At 47.8% G+C, this 15,805-nt stretch carries 12 protein-coding genes; 7 read left to right on the top strand and 5 right to left on the bottom strand.

Features of this window, described 5'->3' with window-relative positions:
• Window positions 1–132 precede the first annotated feature (132 nt).
• From OP864_RS10175 to porD, 5 genes are all read left to right on the top strand, one after another.
• On the top strand, window positions 133–453 hold the full coding sequence (locus tag OP864_RS10175) for a hypothetical protein (protein WP_015692888.1): 321 nt from the start codon (window positions 133–135) through the stop codon (window positions 451–453).
• A 102-nt stretch (window positions 454–555) separates the two neighbouring features.
• A complete protein-coding gene (locus OP864_RS10170) occupies window positions 556–1,368 on the top strand; it encodes an outer membrane protein assembly factor BamD (RefSeq protein WP_270098093.1) in 813 nt (270 codons plus the stop codon).
• Entirely contained in the window at window positions 1,361–1,702 is a 342-nt protein-coding gene (locus tag OP864_RS10165; protein ID WP_015692886.1) for a DNA-directed RNA polymerase subunit omega, read from the top strand. The genes OP864_RS10170 and OP864_RS10165 overlap by 8 nt, the downstream gene beginning before the upstream one ends.
• Window positions 1,703–2,074: 372 nt before the next feature.
• Window positions 2,075–3,316 (top strand): bifunctional phosphopantothenoylcysteine decarboxylase/phosphopantothenate--cysteine ligase CoaBC, encoded by a 1,242-nt coding sequence (gene coaBC / locus OP864_RS10160; RefSeq protein WP_270098092.1) that lies wholly within the window; start codon window positions 2,075–2,077, stop codon window positions 3,314–3,316.
• A 6-nt stretch (window positions 3,317–3,322) separates the two neighbouring features.
• A complete protein-coding gene (gene porD, locus OP864_RS10155) occupies window positions 3,323–4,228 on the top strand; it encodes a type IX secretion system protein PorD (RefSeq protein WP_015692884.1) in 906 nt (301 codons plus the stop codon).
• Window positions 4,229–4,301: 73 nt separating this feature from the next.
• Here porD and OP864_RS10150 read toward each other — a convergent pair whose 3' ends face one another.
• The 3 genes from OP864_RS10150 to OP864_RS10140 form a co-directional block, all read right to left on the bottom strand.
• Window positions 4,302–4,673: a hypothetical protein gene (locus OP864_RS10150; RefSeq protein WP_270098091.1), complete on the bottom strand. Its 372-nt coding sequence runs from the start codon at window positions 4,671–4,673 to the stop codon at window positions 4,302–4,304.
• Between the two features lie 113 nt (window positions 4,674–4,786).
• On the bottom strand, window positions 4,787–5,773 hold the full coding sequence (locus tag OP864_RS10145) for a pyruvate dehydrogenase complex E1 component subunit beta (RefSeq protein WP_270098090.1): 987 nt from the start codon (window positions 5,771–5,773) through the stop codon (window positions 4,787–4,789).
• 524 nt (window positions 5,774–6,297) lie between these two features.
• Window positions 6,298–6,663, bottom strand: coding sequence for a DUF3127 domain-containing protein (locus tag OP864_RS10140; RefSeq protein WP_015692880.1), 366 nt, complete (start codon window positions 6,661–6,663; stop codon window positions 6,298–6,300).
• 109 nt (window positions 6,664–6,772) lie between these two features.
• Between OP864_RS10140 and OP864_RS10135 the strand changes: the two genes are divergently transcribed.
• On the top strand, window positions 6,773–8,713 hold the full coding sequence (locus OP864_RS10135) for a hypothetical protein (protein WP_270098089.1): 1,941 nt from the start codon (window positions 6,773–6,775) through the stop codon (window positions 8,711–8,713).
• Between the two features lie 404 nt (window positions 8,714–9,117).
• Here the strand turns inward: OP864_RS10135 and OP864_RS10130 are convergent, their stop codons facing one another.
• On the bottom strand, window positions 9,118–12,723 hold the full coding sequence (locus OP864_RS10130) for a VPS10 domain-containing protein (protein WP_270098088.1): 3,606 nt from the start codon (window positions 12,721–12,723) through the stop codon (window positions 9,118–9,120).
• Window positions 12,724–12,891: 168 nt separating this feature from the next.
• Here OP864_RS10130 and OP864_RS10125 point away from each other — a divergent pair, with 168 nt between their 5' ends.
• Entirely contained in the window at window positions 12,892–13,347 is a 456-nt protein-coding gene (locus OP864_RS10125) for an Hsp20/alpha crystallin family protein (RefSeq protein WP_270098087.1), read from the top strand.
• Window positions 13,348–13,578: 231 nt separating this feature from the next.
• Here the strand turns inward: OP864_RS10125 and OP864_RS10120 are convergent, their stop codons facing one another.
• Complete coding sequence (locus OP864_RS10120) at window positions 13,579–15,633, bottom strand: T9SS type A sorting domain-containing protein (protein WP_270098086.1); 2,055 nt, start codon at window positions 15,631–15,633, stop codon at window positions 13,579–13,581.
• Between the last annotated feature and the right edge of the window lie 172 nt (window positions 15,634–15,805).

Raw genomic sequence — 15,805 nt, 5'->3', positions numbered from 1 at the left:
CTCCACATCGCTAGGCCAAAAAAAGGCCCCTTGGGCCTTGCGCTCGACAAAGAAGAAAGTCTAGCTCCAAAGGCAAAAGCTTTGGGCCTAGCCTGATAAAAAACTATCTTTGCGCAAAAATTAGGATCTGCCATGTCAAAACGACTAGAACAACTTCAACAGCTGCTGGGCCAAAAACCCCAGGATGCCTTCCTCCGATTTGCCCTTGCCAAAGAATATGAAAAACAAGAAGAAATAGAATTGGCCCTGCAACAATATGCGGCCCTATATAAAGATAGCCCCCAATATATGGGCCTCTATTACCATTATGCCGCCCTGCTGATAGAAAATGAAGAAGAGGAAATGGCCATGCGCATCTATGAAGAAGGAATCGCCCTGGCCCAAAAAACTGGAGACGCCCACAGCCTCTCCGAACTCAAAAATGCCAAGACCAACCTAGAAATGGGCCTCTAAACCCTGCCTTTTGGCCTTTAGACTCGTTCTTTAGGCTGTAGTTGCCCAAAATAAATAATCCTAGGGCCTTGATAATCTTAGAAAAAGCTTATATTTGCAGTTATGTTAAAACTAAAAGTAGGCCTTTATAGCCTCCTCTTCATCCTCCTCAGTTTTGCCTGCCAAAGGGAAAACATTGATAAGATTCGGATGAACCCCGACCTCGACTATCGCTATGAGAAAGCCGTAGCCTTTTACGAAGCCGGAGATTACCAAAAAGCGCAATACCTCTTAGAGGACCTCATGGGGCTGGTGCGCGGAAGTGAGAAATCGGAAAAAGTGTATTACTACTATGCTAGTACACACCACCGAATGAGAAATTACAGCTTCTCTTCTTATTATTTCCGCCAATTTTACAATACCTTCCCCAATTCTGAATTTGCAGAAGAAGCCCTCTTTTTGGCCGCAGAATCTAGCCGAAAGTTATCGCCTAATTTTCGACTTACTCAGGAGGATACCGAAGAAGCCATAGAAGGCTATCAGTTCTTTGTCAATATGTACCCCCTTAGCGATAGAGTCAGTTTGTGTAACGAACAAATTGATTTGCTTCGGGCCAAATTAGAAACCAAAGCCCTAGAAGCCGCCAAAGGCTACTACAAGCGCAGCCACTACCTAGCGGCCGTGCATAGTTTTGACAACCTCTTGCTGGATTTTCCAGATACCCAAGAGGCCCCTTATATCCGCTACATGATTATTAAGTCTTCTTTTGGCTATGCCGAAAAAAGTATCTTATCTAAACAAGTAGAACGCTTTGAAGAGGTGATCGAAAAAGCAAAAATCTTTGAGCGCAAACATAGCGATAGCCGCTATGCCTCAGAGGTGAAAAACATGATTAACATTAGTAAGCAGCGAATAAAAAGATTGCAAAATGAGTGAAATTAAAGAGCGCGCACAAGGAATCAACCCTTACATCGAAGCCCGTAACGTTTTTGCGATGTCCGCAAAAGGTGGCGGCAACATTTATGAGTCTCTAAATGTAATTGGTAGCCGTTCGCGCCAAATTTCTGTAGAACTCAAAAGAGAACTACACTCTAAACTAGAGGAGTTTGCTTCTGCTACAGATACCTTGGAAGAGGTGCACGAAAACAAAGAGCAGATTGAAATCTCTAAGTTTTATGAGCGTCTGCCCAATCCCGCTATCATTGCTCTTAATGAGTTTATGAATGACGAATTGGAGTATCGCATGCGTGAAGATGAAGAAGAAGCATAATTATATGCCTGATTTCTTGACCCTAAGATAGGGGCAACAGCAGTTGGAAAAGTCTATTATTTTGATTAGCCTATGGCTTAGACTTTTTCAACTGTTTTTTTATGCCCCTAGGGCAAGCCTTTTTGGACCTAGCAGGCGGCGAAGCCGCCGGCTGAGGGATGGAAAAGGGGGCGGCGAAGCCGCAGACCAAGCTTTTGAGCAAAGCGAAAAAGCGAAGGGCCGAGCAGACCTGCGAGCCCTGACACAGCCCGACCCGAAGGCCCAGAGGGCCGTAGGGGCAGCCCCAAAAAAAGCTCCCCTTTGTCCCTATTTATTCCTTAATTTTCGACTGAGCGCATACAGACCGCCCCCTGCGCTACAAAATGCTTTTTTATGTTAAAAGGGAAAAAAATACTTTTGGCCGTAACCGGTAGCATTGCCGCCTACAAAACGGCAAGCCTAACAAGATTACTCATTAAGGCTGGCGCCGAGGTACAGATTGTCATGACCGATGCCGCCACCAAATTTATTACTCCTCTTACACTTTCGACCCTATCGAAACGTTCTGTCTATAGTTCGGTGACCTCTGAAGAAGGTTGGAACAACCATGTGGAACTAGGGCTTTGGGCCGATGCCATGCTGGTGGCTCCCGCTACCGCCAATACTCTGGCGGCCATGGCCAACGGTTTTTGTAATAATATGGTGCTGGCCACCTACCTCTCTAGCCGCTGCCCAGTTTTCTTTGCTCCCGCCATGGACCTCGATATGTTTACCCATCCGGCTACCTTGGCCAATATTGATAAGCTCAAGAGCTATGGCAACATTTTGATTGATGCCGAAGAAGGCGAGCTAGCTAGTGGTTTGGTAGGCAAAGGCCGCATGGCCGAGCCCGAGCATATTGTAGCCGCCTTGGAACTGCATTTTATGCAGCAAGGACCACAACCGCTCAAGGGATTAAAAGCAATTTTGACCTCTGGCCCCACCGTTGAAGCCATTGATCCCGTTCGTTATATTACGAACCATTCTACAGGGAAAATGGGCACCGCCATTGCCGATACTTTGGCCAAATTGGGCGCAGAAGTGACCCTAATTTCTGGTCCAGTTCAGGTAAAACCCAAGCATCCCGCCGTTAAAATCATTGATGTAAAATCGGCCCAAGAGATGTATGAGGCAGCCATTTCGGCTTTTCCGCAGGCCCATATTGCCGTTTTGGCAGCAGCCGTAGCCGACTACACCCCAGAAAATGTAGCCTGTGAAAAGATCAAGAAAAAAGATGGGGACCCCATGCGCATTGATCTTTGTCGAACCAAAGACATTGCCCAAGAACTAGGAAAAATCAAGACCGAGCAGCAATGTATGGTTGGTTTTGCCCTAGAAACCCAGAACTTTAGAAAAAATGCCAGCAAAAAACTGGAGAAAAAGAACTTTGACTTTATCGTCCTCAATAGCCTCCGTGACAAAGGTGCTGGTTTTGGCCATGACACCAATAAGGTCACCTTTATTGACCGACAGCTAGAGATTGAAGAGCATGAACTAAAATCTAAGCTGGAAGTCGCTGAGGATATTGCGGCAAAAATCTGCAAGATGCTCCAAAAAAAAGCTGAAAATGCCCAGGAGCTAACTGCCCAACTTTAGTCTGATATGATGCGAAAATTATTGCTTTCTTTGGCCTTGGTTTTTGGGCTGACACAAGCCTGGAGCCAAGAAATCCGAAGCTCGGTAACCATTAACACCCCCAAGCTACAAACTGCCGACCCCAAGGTCTTTAAGAGTTTGAAAACCGCCTTGGAGGAATTTGTCAATAACCGAAAGTGGACCGACCAAGAATACGAGCCCGAAGAACGAATTGAGATGAATATCATCTTAACCGTAGATGAGGAAATCTCGCAAACTAGTTTTAAGGCCCAACTAACGGTGCAGGCCAGCCGCCCAGTTTATAAGAGTGGCTATAATTCGGTGCTTTTTCAATACCTCGATAAGGACTTCTACTTTAATTATGGAGAGTTTGAGGTGCTTGATTTTACCGAGGGGAGCTTTACCTCCAACCTGACCTCTACCATTGCTTTTTATGCCTATATTGTTTTGGGTATGGACCATGACTCTTTTGAGGAGTTGGGCGGAGAGAAGTACCTCAATAAGGCCCAAGATATCCTGAATGCCGTGCCTAGAGGTACCGCCAAGGGCTGGACCGTAAACGATGGGAACCAAAGCCGCTATTGGCTGATTGAAAATTTGCTCAATGTGCGGGTAAAGCCTATGCGCCGTGCCATGTACAAGTATTATCTTTTGGGCCTAGATCGCCTGAGCCAAGAAGATAGCCGAGCAGAAGGCATCAAAGCCATGGAAGAAGCCCTAGTAAGTATCAAGGCCGTCAATGCAGCTTATCCCAGTATGCTGCTGATGCAAATTTTTACGAATAGCAAAAGAGAGGAGATTCTCAATGTCTTTGAGGTAGCCGATTTTCGGACCAAGCGAAAAATCTACGACTGTATGGTCAAATTAGATGGTACGCATGCCTCCGATTATCAAGTGCTGACTCAACCCTAGGACTAGCATGCAAAAAGGGCTGCCGAAGATTCGGCAGCCCTTTTTTTGGCCCAAATTAGTTCAGCTTCTTAAACTAATACTCTTTGCCATTATTATAGATGAAAATACTACGTTCGTTTTCAAAACGAAGCTTTAATTTATCATCAAAGGGGAGGCTATCGGCTTTGAGCTGGATAAAGCTGCCATCTTGGGCAACCTCCCATTGGCCCTTATTCTCCAACTGGTCAATTTTGCTCTCATAGCTGCCATTTGCATTAAACTTGAGATAGCCCGCATTGAGGGCCTCAAAATCGTAGTTGCCGCCATAGCCTGCTTTGAGAATAGCACTCACATTGCTCAATTCCCATTTTCCTTCTAGTTTTTCTGCATAATTGATGCTATCGCCACTACAGGCCACAAAAAGTGCAAGGGCCAAGAGCAATAGACTTGATTTGAGGTAGTTCATAGCTAGTGTATTTTCTAGAAAGTTAGGGAAGCTTTTGATGAAAGCGAAAACTTCAGCAAAAAAAAGGCTCCACTAAGGAGCCTTTCTATCTTTTGTCCACTGATCTACGCCTTTTAGAGCTTGTACATAACGGCTTTGGCCGCTTTTACGACTCTGGCGGGATTGGGCATATACTCATCTACATATACAGAAGAATAGCCCAAAGAAGTATCGGCAGAATTGATGCGCATAACGGGCGCATCTAGGTAGTCAAAAGCATGGCGCTGAATGACATAAGCAATTTCTGAAGATACAGAAGCATAAGGCCAAGACTCATCAACCACCAGCAGGCGGTTGGTCTTTTTAACCGAAGCGACAATGGTATCAATATCCAAAGGACGAATGGTTCTCAGGTCAATTACCTCCGCAGAAATGCCCTCTTTGGCCAATTCATCGGCAGCGGCTTGAGCCACCAACATCATTTTGTTATAAGAGACAATAGTCACATCGGTTCCTTCTCGCTTAACGGCCGCCTTACCGATGGGGAGAATATACTCCTCCTCGGGTACTTCGCCCATATTAGAATAAGCCAATTCCGACTCCATAAAACAAACGGGATCCTCATCGCGGATAGCGGCTTTTAGAAGACCCTTAGCATCATAGGGATCTACCGTAGAGATTACCTTGAGGCCAGGGACCTGCCCCATCCAGCTCTCAAAGGTTTGAGAGTGCTGCTGCGCCAATTGTCCAGCTGCACCAGAAGGGCCACGGAAAACAATAGGGCATTTAATTTGTCCGCCAGACATATGCAAAATCTTGGCGGCATGGTTGACGATTTGGTCAAAAGCCAAAACCGCAAAGTTCCAAGTCATAAATTCTACAATTGGACGCAAGCCCGCCATAGCTGCACCAGTACCAATAGCCGCAAAGCCGAGTTCGGCAATGGGGGTATCAATAACTCGCTTTGCCCCAAATTCATCGAGCATGCCTTGGCTGACCTTATAGGCTCCATTATATTGAGCGACTTCCTCGCCCATCAAGAATACATTTTCATCTCGGCGCATTTCTTCTACCATTGCTTCTCGCAAGGCTTCGCGCAAACGAATCTGTCTTGTTGCCATAGTTGCTGTTTCTGTTTATAGCCTAACTCTGTTGGGCTGCGTTAAAAACTGGGCTCAAAATACAAAGCTCTATTTGATTGTACAATTTTTTTATCGCTACTATTGATCTTTTTGTAGTTTTTGGCCCTTCTGCGTCTAGCAGGCGGCAAAGCCGCCGCAGGCCATAGCCAAATTTAAATGCACTCACTTTTATAGTTTGCAGCAATTTTCCGCTAGTCGGCCCTATTTTTCTCAGCCATAGCGAAGGCTATGCCCTTAAAAAATAGCTAGTCTAGCCAAAAATTCATAGCAAACTATAGCCAAAGCAGCGCAATTAAATCTGGCTGAGGGATGGATAGCAGTGGCCCGCAGGGCCAGACCAAAGCGCTGAAAGCGCTGCAGGGCCGAGCGAACAGCGAGCTGCGACAACCAGCCCCGAAGGGGCGCCAGTTCGACGACCAACGGGAGTACCCAGCCCGACCCGCCCGCAGGGCGGGGCAGCCCCAAAAAAAAGACCCAGCCAATCAGCTAGGTCTCTTCTTATATTAAAAGGGCAAATCATCTTCATAATCATTGCCTACGGCATCCTCTTCGGGGGGAGGGGGAAGGTCGCCAACGGGGGCGTTATTGGCAGCGGGAGCGCCGACACGCTCTAGGCGCCAGGCATTGAGGTTGGTAAAATAGCGGCCATTCCACTCGCGGCCACGGATATTAAAGTGTACACGCACCTTATCGCCTACTTTGTAGTCATCGATCAGGCTACATTTATCTTGAGTGAGTTCGGCCTGAATGAGCTGCGAGTAGTTCTCGTCAGTTTCTACAACAAAGGCACGCTTCTTAAAGCGGTCTGTGACCTGTTGAGTATCTTCAATTTTGATAATCTTCCCTTCATAGATCAGATTGGCATCCATAGTATTTCAATTCAATTGTTACGCTAAAAAGTAAGTGCTCAATAACGGCATTTTCCGTAATTTGGGCAAGCCGCTGCCCCAAAGATACGCCCATAAAAACAATTAATCTATGCGTTACTTATTTTTGTCTCTTTTTTTTCTTCTTTTTTTACCCTTAATGGCCCAAAAAATAGATCAATTTCCCACCGAGGACCCCAAACTGCTCAAATTAACGGCCGAGGCCAGCCCTTTGCAATCTGTTCGGATGGGGCAAAGCCCTGTTTATTGCAGCGAAATTGATTGGGAGGCCCTGATTCATGCTGCCGCTTCTATGCTCGAGCTAGAGCGCATGGAGCTAAGCGATAAAAAGCTGTTGAGCTCGGCGGCTTTGTCGATTCGCCTGCTTTCTGATTTTGAGTCTTCGGTCTGTTATCATCGGCCCAAAACCTATGCAAAGTACCTCAAACAATGGTTGAGCAAAGAAGAACAAGACGATTTGGATGCGGAGCTTTTGCGGATGTTGCAATGGGACAAAAAAACGCTTTTGTGGCATTGGGAGGCCTATCTACAACGCTTTCCGAGCATCCAAAACTTTAACCATTATGGCGACAGCCTGCTGCTTTGGGCCAAGGAGCTGCCCGAACTAGATGCCCTAGATTATGAGGCGAGTATTCGAGCGCATTGGGGCTTGGCCCTCTATGATACCGATTATCTGGAGGAGGCTGTGCATCATTTTGAGCGCTGTTTTGAGATCAGAATGCAGCGCAAGGACCCACTTTATTATGTAGAGTGGCGACTGGCCGATGTTTACGATAGTCTAGAAGAGGATGCTCAGCTGGCGCAGTTTTATAAACGCATTTTGGAGGTTGGCCGCAGCGATTTGGACCGCCTGCAGCCTGTGCAGCTTTGGCGGGCCATGGAAACCCTGATCCAATTGGAGGAGCCCGAACCTGCCCTAGCTTTTTATGAGGAAGTTTACCTGCCCAATGCCGATTTACCCCAACTTTGGGAGGATGCTAGCCGCTCGCCCTATCGCTGGGCCATGATGGAGTCGCATTCTTGGGCCCAGGCCAAGCCCTATGCGGTCCGCTGGTATAAAAATCTCAAAAAGTATTGCCCCAAACCCCGCTGGAGAGAGGCCAGTAGTTATTTGCTCCGTACTTGCCGCCTCTACCAAGGCGAGGCCGATGCCCGCGATTTTATGCAAACTTGCTTTGAGGAGCTGGTCTTTACGCATCTAGAGAGCTGGGGCCAAGATGAGTTTTACTTTAAGTGGGAGCACTATCTGCCCTATGCCTATCAGCTCAAATATGCCCCCAGTCAAGGGGATTCCCTACTCGTTTTGGACCGCTGGACCGAGCAGGCCCTACGCACAAAAGATACGGCCACCATCCAAAGTATGGGCCTCAGCCTCTCGGGCAAATACCGCAATATGGGCCAATGGGAAAAAGCCGATCAGTATTTTGAGGATTATTATTGCCGCTACCTCCCCCCCTATCTCCAAAATCCAGCCGATGAACTGCTCTACGACAGCTATATTCCCTGGTACCACCAAGCCCCCTACTACTATGCCCTTGCTCAAGATCAAGACTATGATCGCTGGGCCAGTCGATGGGTCCAATTGGCCGACCAATACGGCTTTCAAAAGCTCCGCAATTGGTGCCGCCTGAGCCGTGCTGGCCTCGCCTGCCGAGCAGGAAATTTTGCCCAGGGGCTCGCCTATTACGAACAAAATGTAAATGAATTAGCCGCCCTAGGCGATACGGCTGCCGTGATCCAACAATGCTATTATTGGCTGGGCCAAAGCCGCGCTAGCCAAGATGTTTTGGCCATCTGGAAGGCCGCCAGCCAAAGCTATGCCCTAGAATGGCAATACTACAAAGAAGACCATAGCGAACACCTAGAAGCCGCCATTTCTACGATTATTCAACAACCCTATCAGCGGAAAATTAAACGCAAATTGCTCCGAAACATGAATAAATGGCGCAAACAACAAAAGAAAGCTGGAGAATTTGGCGCTGCCGCTCATGCCAAACGATTAAGGCAGTTTATTAAGAAAAATTGGCGATAATACTGCTGTTTTGGGGCCTCCGCTGCGGCTTCGCCTTGCGGCGCTACGTTTCGCAGCTCGCAGGTTTGCTCGGCCCTGCGCGGGCTTCGCCCGCTGGGTCTGGCCTGACGGCCACTGCTGCACATCGCTAGGCCTGCGGCCCTTCGGGCCTGCTATATGGGCCTGTAGGTTGAAACCTACAGCTCTAGGATCTGCGGCCTTTAGGGCTACAGATAGCGGCAAAGCCGCCATGGCCGAAGGACAAACACCTCATCAAAACCTTTTTGCCCTATTCTGCAGTTGCAAAACGGCATATTCCAGTTGGAGGAAGCTATTCTGCAGAAACAAAAAGCGGCAGTCGATTTAAATCGACTGCCGCTAGGCAGGGCCAGTACTTGGCCCATAAAATTTAGTGATTGACTAGATTAAGGGGCGGCCTTAATAAAGGGCTTAGAATAACTAAAGTCATCTGTTTTGATACTTAGAATATAGGCACCATTAGCTTGATTGCCCAGATGAATTTGGCGTTGGAGCTCGGTTTGGGGTTGTTCCACTTCCTCCCAATACATCAACTGCCCCAAAGCATTATGGATAAAGATTTCCATCTTATCTTGTTGTTGGGGTAGCTCGAGTGTAAACTGCAAGCTAGTTTGAACGGGATGCGGGAACAACGCTAGAGCTAGTTCGGGCTTAGCCGATTGGCTAACGGCATTAGTAAGATCTACGGTGACCAAAAGGCTATCTTGATCGCTACAATTATCGCGAAGAGCGCTAAGGACCACCCAAAACTGCCCCGCTTGGCTATAGCTATGGCTGAGGCTAGCCAAGCCGCTAGTATTGCCATCGCCTAGGTTCCATTGGTAGCTAGCTGCATTTGTAGAGAGCACCGACTGTAAATTGATGGTCGCCCCTTGGTCCAAATACAACTGTGTACTACTGCTACTAATTTGGGCCGTAGGAGCTTGTTGTTCTGTAATTTGAATGGTCGTGCTACTTTGTTGGCCTTGCCCATCTTGTACATAGACCGTATAATTACCTGCAGCCAAATTATTAAAGACTGCATTGGCTTGGAAAGAGGTCCCATCTAAGCTATAGCTATAGTTTCCGTCTCCACCAGAGGCCGAAGCGGTCAGGCTAGCATTAGTTTGGCCGCAGCCTGCCACCGTAGCCTGTGGAGTTCCAGCTACCAAAGGAGCGCTTTGGTTGAGGCAAAAAGCATTACTTTCTTGGGTAGTAAACTGTCCTGTACTATTGACCAAAATATTGCCTTGGGCATCTAGGAGTTGGTAGCTTCCGCTGCCGTAGCTGCAACAGATCCCATCGCCATAGCTATCATAAACATTTAGGGTAAAGCACCCATTTCCTAGGCAGACATTTTCAATTTGGCTATTGGCTCCATTGGCATAGCCTCCACCGCTGGCCAAGACTTGGCCATTTTGGTCCAAGACCTCCCAAGAGGTTTCTGAAGCATAATTATCAAAATCGAGGACGAGGTTTAGTTCATTGGGCGCATAATTAACCTGAACCTGTTGCTGTATGGTATCGGCTCCATGTTGGTTTTGGACAATCAGGCTGGCGGTATAGCTGCCCGAGGCGGGATAATGCACCTTGGGGTTGGCTAAAGTAGAGCTAGCGGGACTCCCGCCGGGGAAGCTCCATTGCCAGCCAGGGCTAGCATTACTAGAGAGGTCGGTAAACTGTAGCGAATCTAAAGCACAAAGCAACTGACTATTATACATAAAGCTTGCTGTGGGAGGCGTGGGGATACTCCCAAATAGATCAGACTCCCAAACGCCACGGCCATAAGTTGCTGCTCTAATTTTATCAATCCCATCATGGATTTCTAATTCATAGACAGGAACATTGGGAAGGCCCGTCATATAAGACTGCCAATTGCTGAGGGTAGAATCGGTATAATAAACCCCTACGTCGGTCCCCACATAAATACCATTATGCGAGTTATTTTGGTAGACAATACAATTGATGGGCAGATTGGGTAGATTCCCAGATACATTAGACCAAGTTTGTCCCCCATCGCTAGTGCTCACTACTTTTTCGCCAGCATTATAGCCAGAGAGGGCTAGCCAAATTTGGTCGGGATTATTGGGATGAATCGCCACATACTTAATCGCTGAATTATTGGGCAAGTTGGGGGTAATCGTAGACCAGTTTTGGCCCCCATCGCTTGTGCGGTAGAGCGTGCTATAGGTCCCGGTATAAATATAATTTGCATTAGAGGGCGCAATATGTAGATAGCGAAGATTGGAGCCCGTTCCAAAATTTGATATTTGGGTCCAGTTATCTCCACGGTCTGTAGTTTTCCAGACCTCCTCATAGCCCGCAAAGAGTTCGTTGGGGGCGAGGGCGTTAATTTGGTAGGGGGTAATCCAGGCGCCGCCATTGGCATTAGCGGGTTTGATATTGGACCAGTTTTGGCCGCCATTGGTGGTTCTTCTGAGGGTTCCATTTTGGATGCAGCCGTACATAATCTGGCTATTGGAGGGATCAATAGCGGCCTCCATGCCATCGCCACCAAGGGCGTGCAGCCAAGTTCCGTTTTCTAGATAATTGGTACCATTATCTTGGGCTCCACCAATCATGCGGTAGGCATTTTGGGCCGAAACACCAATGCGGTAAAATTGTGTAATTTCCATCCCTGCCGAGCGGAAGGTCCAAGTAGCACCGGTATCGGCAGAAGTAGAAAAGCCGCCATCGCTCCCGCAATGCAAAACAGAGCCAAAGAAATCTAAGGTATGGATATCGGCATGTACATAGCCGAGGTTATTGGGGTGGACCCAATGCGTTTGGCAGCGCCAGTTGGCTCCCCCATCATTAGATTTCCAGACATTGATCCCGCCAGCATAGACCTCATTGGCATCGCTGGGCGATACTGCTAGGGCCATATCATACCAGCTTTGGCCACCTGTTCCGCTACCGTCGGTTTCATAGGTAAAAATATTGGGCGAATTAGATTGCAGGCTAAAACTTTGGCCGCTATTGGTAGAGCGATAAATACCATAATAACCGGCATCGCTACTTGCGCCAAAAAGGATATAGAGATAATTGGGGTTGGCGGGAGAAACGGCAATAGAGGCTCTATTGACATCGGCGGCGGCGGGTAGGCCCACCGTAATCTTACTAAAAGTTTGGCCCCCATCGGTAGACTTATAAAACTCGTCGGTACAGGCATAAACGGTATTGGGGTCTCCGGGTTTAAACTCTACATCTCGCATGCTGCCCGTTTGGGTTCGGCTCCAGTTGGTCCCCCCATCTGTTGTGCGATAGATTCCATTATTGGTCGCGGCAAAAATAATTTGATTGTTTGTGGGATGCATAATCATTCTACGGATCAGGCGGTTGCGGCCCGTAAAGCTCAGGCCTGTAGTGGACCAATTGGCTCCGCCGTCTACTGACTCTAGGACGCCAATACTATAGGTATCTGAGCCATCGCCATCGCCAGTGCCGATATAGAGATGATTAGAATTATTGGGATCGACAAGGATAGCAGAAACACCCAGTACGGGCAGATGGTCCGTTAGGCAGCTCCAAGACTGGCCGCCATTTGTGCTTTTCCAGAGGCCACCAGAGGGGGCGCCTGCATAAAGGACATTTGAATTATTGGGGTCGGTAGCGGTACAATTGATACGGCCATTGCCGGGGTTCCAGCCCGTTTGATTGGTCCAGTTATTTGGCCCAAGGGGCTGCCAATTGGCGGAGCGGCTGCCCCAATTTTGGCCTTGGCGGTATTTATTTTTAAAGGCGAGATGTTCCTCCCAGGCCTTATTGGGTCGGGGGCGTTTGCCATGCGGAAAAGAGCGATCTTCCATAAAGAACTCCCAGCGTTTGTACTGTTTCCAGCCCTTTCCTCTTTCGTAGGGGCGGTTTCCCCATTGGCTTTCAAAGGCTTGTTGGACCTGATTAAAATTCACTTCGGGATCCTCTAATAATTCGACCCAAGTTTGGGCAAAGAGGGAGCTGCCCCAGCTCGTTAAGCAGAGCAGCAGTAGGGTTGTTTTGACGGCTTGATTCATAAGCTTTGTTTTGGCGGAAAGAATGCTCTAAAATAACTTAAAAGGAGTAATAAGCGCTAGAGAACTGCCAAAAAGACGTATATATATAAGCTTAAACTGACAGAGCGTCAGCTTTTTAGGCTTGGTATTTTTTTCGTCTGTAGATGGAAAACAAACAGCAAAATACTTATGCAACTACCATCATCATCTGGGGGGAAGCTTCCTGCTTTTCCCATGTACTTTGACGATCCTTATACCCGTAAACTATTTGAGTGGTCTGTATTTCAGGCCAAGCAGGCGCAGTCGGTGCCTGCGGTCAATTTGTTGGTCCAATCGGATCAGTATATTTTAGAATTGGCGGCGCCGGGTTTTGCTCAGGAAGACTTTGTGATAGAATGGAAATCGGGGGCCTTGCGGGTAGCGGCTCGGCAATCGGCCCAGCAGGCATTACGTTCTCGGGAAGCGCAATTTTTGCATCGGGAGTTTGCTTATGATCAATTTGAGCGGGTATTTGCCTTGCCCATGCAAGACATTGTAGCGAGCCAGCTATCGGCCAGTTATGAGGCGGGGGTACTGCGTATCTATTTGCCCAAGCAAAAGCCGAGTCCTCCAGAACTGCCTCAATCAGTAGACTGGAAAAAGTAGGCCAAACGGCAATGGCCGAAGCGCAAGACTTGCATTTGGCCTAGCGATGTGCAGGGGGGGCCGTCAGGCCAGACCGAGGCGGCAAAGCCGCCGAAGGGCCGAGCAGACCTGCGAGCCCCGAAACGTAGCGCCTGCCGCAGGCAGGAGGCCCCAAAGAACAGATAAATCAAAAGAAAAGCCCTAACTGCGCAGCGGCAATTAGGGCTTCATTATGATGGCTAGTTTTATATTCTATTTTTGGACCACAAAGCGTTTCATGCTAGTATTTTGGCCGGCGGAGAAGCGCAGCACATAAACGCCATTGGGCAAATCGTTAATATCGACTTGTTTGAGGTGGTAGCCGGCCTCGAACTGTTGGCTTTGCAAAACATCCTTAACTAGGCGGCCATTCATATCATAGAGTTGGATTGTAATTTTGTCGGAAGAGACGGTATGGAAAGGGATATTGATAGCATCTTGGGCTGGGTTGGGGTAGAGTTCTTGGACCATAGAGACGCCAGACTCTTGGACGGGTGTAATAGACTTAATGTTGGTATGTCGGTAGCTTCCATCGGTCATTTCTTGGCGGAAGCGATAATAAAGCACCTGAGCTTGGGGGAGGTCTTGGTCGATATACTCATATTGGCTATCTAATTCGGCAGTGCCATAGGCGGGGATAAAATCGATATCTTCAAAGTCGATAGCATCAAAAGAGCGTTGGACAAGGAAGCCTTCTTGATCTTCCTCATACTCTAGTTCCCAGTTCAGTTTTGCGCTATTGCTTGCCTCTTTGTACTCCAGATCAAACTCCTTGAGTTGGATAGGGAGTAGAGGGCCATTGATGGCTTCACGAAAGACCCAATCGCATTGGGCTCCGGCATTGCCATCTACCACCAAGACAAAGTTGCCTGGGGGCAAGGAAGCGATATTCAATTGGACCGCACCAACACCTACCGAGCAGCCATAGCCTGTTTCGCTGGCGAGGTCGCAGCTAGGAGAAGCTGCGGTACCAGAATTAGAGAACACAGCAATTTGAGCAGCGGCGGCGCCACCGGTACAGAGCATATTATCTACAGCAATATTGAAGGGGCCGCCCGTATGGTCAAAAGTATACCAAACCATATTTTCGTTAGAAGACCAGACCGTATTGGTTCCGGGATCGCTATCGCCATCTTGGCAAATGCCGCCGGGGTGGGCGCCTGCGGTCCAAGAGCTGATATCCGGTTCGGCATAGGGGCCAGAAGCGTCTGAGGTTGCCTGATAATTGCAGCCTAGAGTAGAGAGTGGCATAGCGGTATAGCAGCGATCTGCGGGAGCGATCGGTTGAATTTGGTTAATGGTAATATCAAAACCTTGGTCATCTTCTTCCCAGATACGGACCCAAACATCTTCATTGGCACGACCATCTACACGGATTTCGCCATCGCTACAGCCAATAAAGCAAGAAACGGCATCGCAACCTCTATACTGTAGGCCTGAGCAGCTTCCGTTAGAGCTGGTATACCAAGCGTAGGCAATATTGGTATAACAGGCAAAGCCAGAGCAGCCCCCATTATTTTCAAACTGGATAATCACTCCTCCAGAAGAATCGGGGATAGTCGTACGAACCCAAACATCTTCGGGAGAGCTACCATCAATATCGCAAGAAATTCCGGCTGTGCTATGGCTATTTTGAGAAGCGTCGGCAGGTTCGCGGGCGCGGATAGGCACATTTAAAGCCATTGTAGATTGTGTGCCATTACATTCATATTCGGGGGCGGTAGGCAAAACATAAGGATCGCTACATTCGTCCTTACATAAATCGCCGCCAGTAATTCGGTATTGGAGGGTAATGCGCCAAGTGACCGTACTTCCACTACCACAGGGGTCGCCGCTAGCGGTTGCCGTATAGGTATTGATTGTGGCAAAAGTAGTTTGGTTGAGGTTCAGGCTAGCAACGGGGATACTAATCGTTCTATAGCCGGTATTGGCATCAGAGCCAACGCCATCATCCTCAAAGCCTCGCCAAACAAAGGTAAAAGAGGGAATTTCGCAATCATAGACCTGGGAGAAAAAGGTATTATTGATTGTTCTCCAGCCTGGGCAGTTGGTTCCGCTAAACTCTCGGTTATCATTATCGCTAGTTCCGAAAGCGTCAGTAATTTCAAAATCCCATTGTGGGTCAGAGTCGCCAGAACCCCAGCCATCCATATCATCTACATTGGAGTAGACCTGCGAGATGCGAAACTGCACGGTTTTCTGGGCCATCAGCGGCGAAAAAAAGAGGCAAAAGGCCCCTAATAAAGACAATGTATTTGTCCAGTTCATAAGCTTGTTTATTTTTAAGTTAGGCGATACATTATATAGAGGAGGAAAGCCTAACTTTGGTAAATTATGGTTGATCTTGATAGCTCATTTTAGCTAAAAAACTATTCAAATCATTTAAACTAGTAGAACAAATTTAGTCTTTTCTTGAATAGTTCGTCTATTTTTTAACAAA

The sequence above is a fragment of the Saprospira grandis genome (assembly GCF_027594745.1).
GTDB classification, from domain to species: Bacteria; Bacteroidota; Bacteroidia; order Chitinophagales; family Saprospiraceae; genus Saprospira; species Saprospira grandis.
The sequence above is the reverse complement of the archived record's forward strand: the minus strand, read 5'-3'. Positions and strand labels throughout refer to the sequence as shown.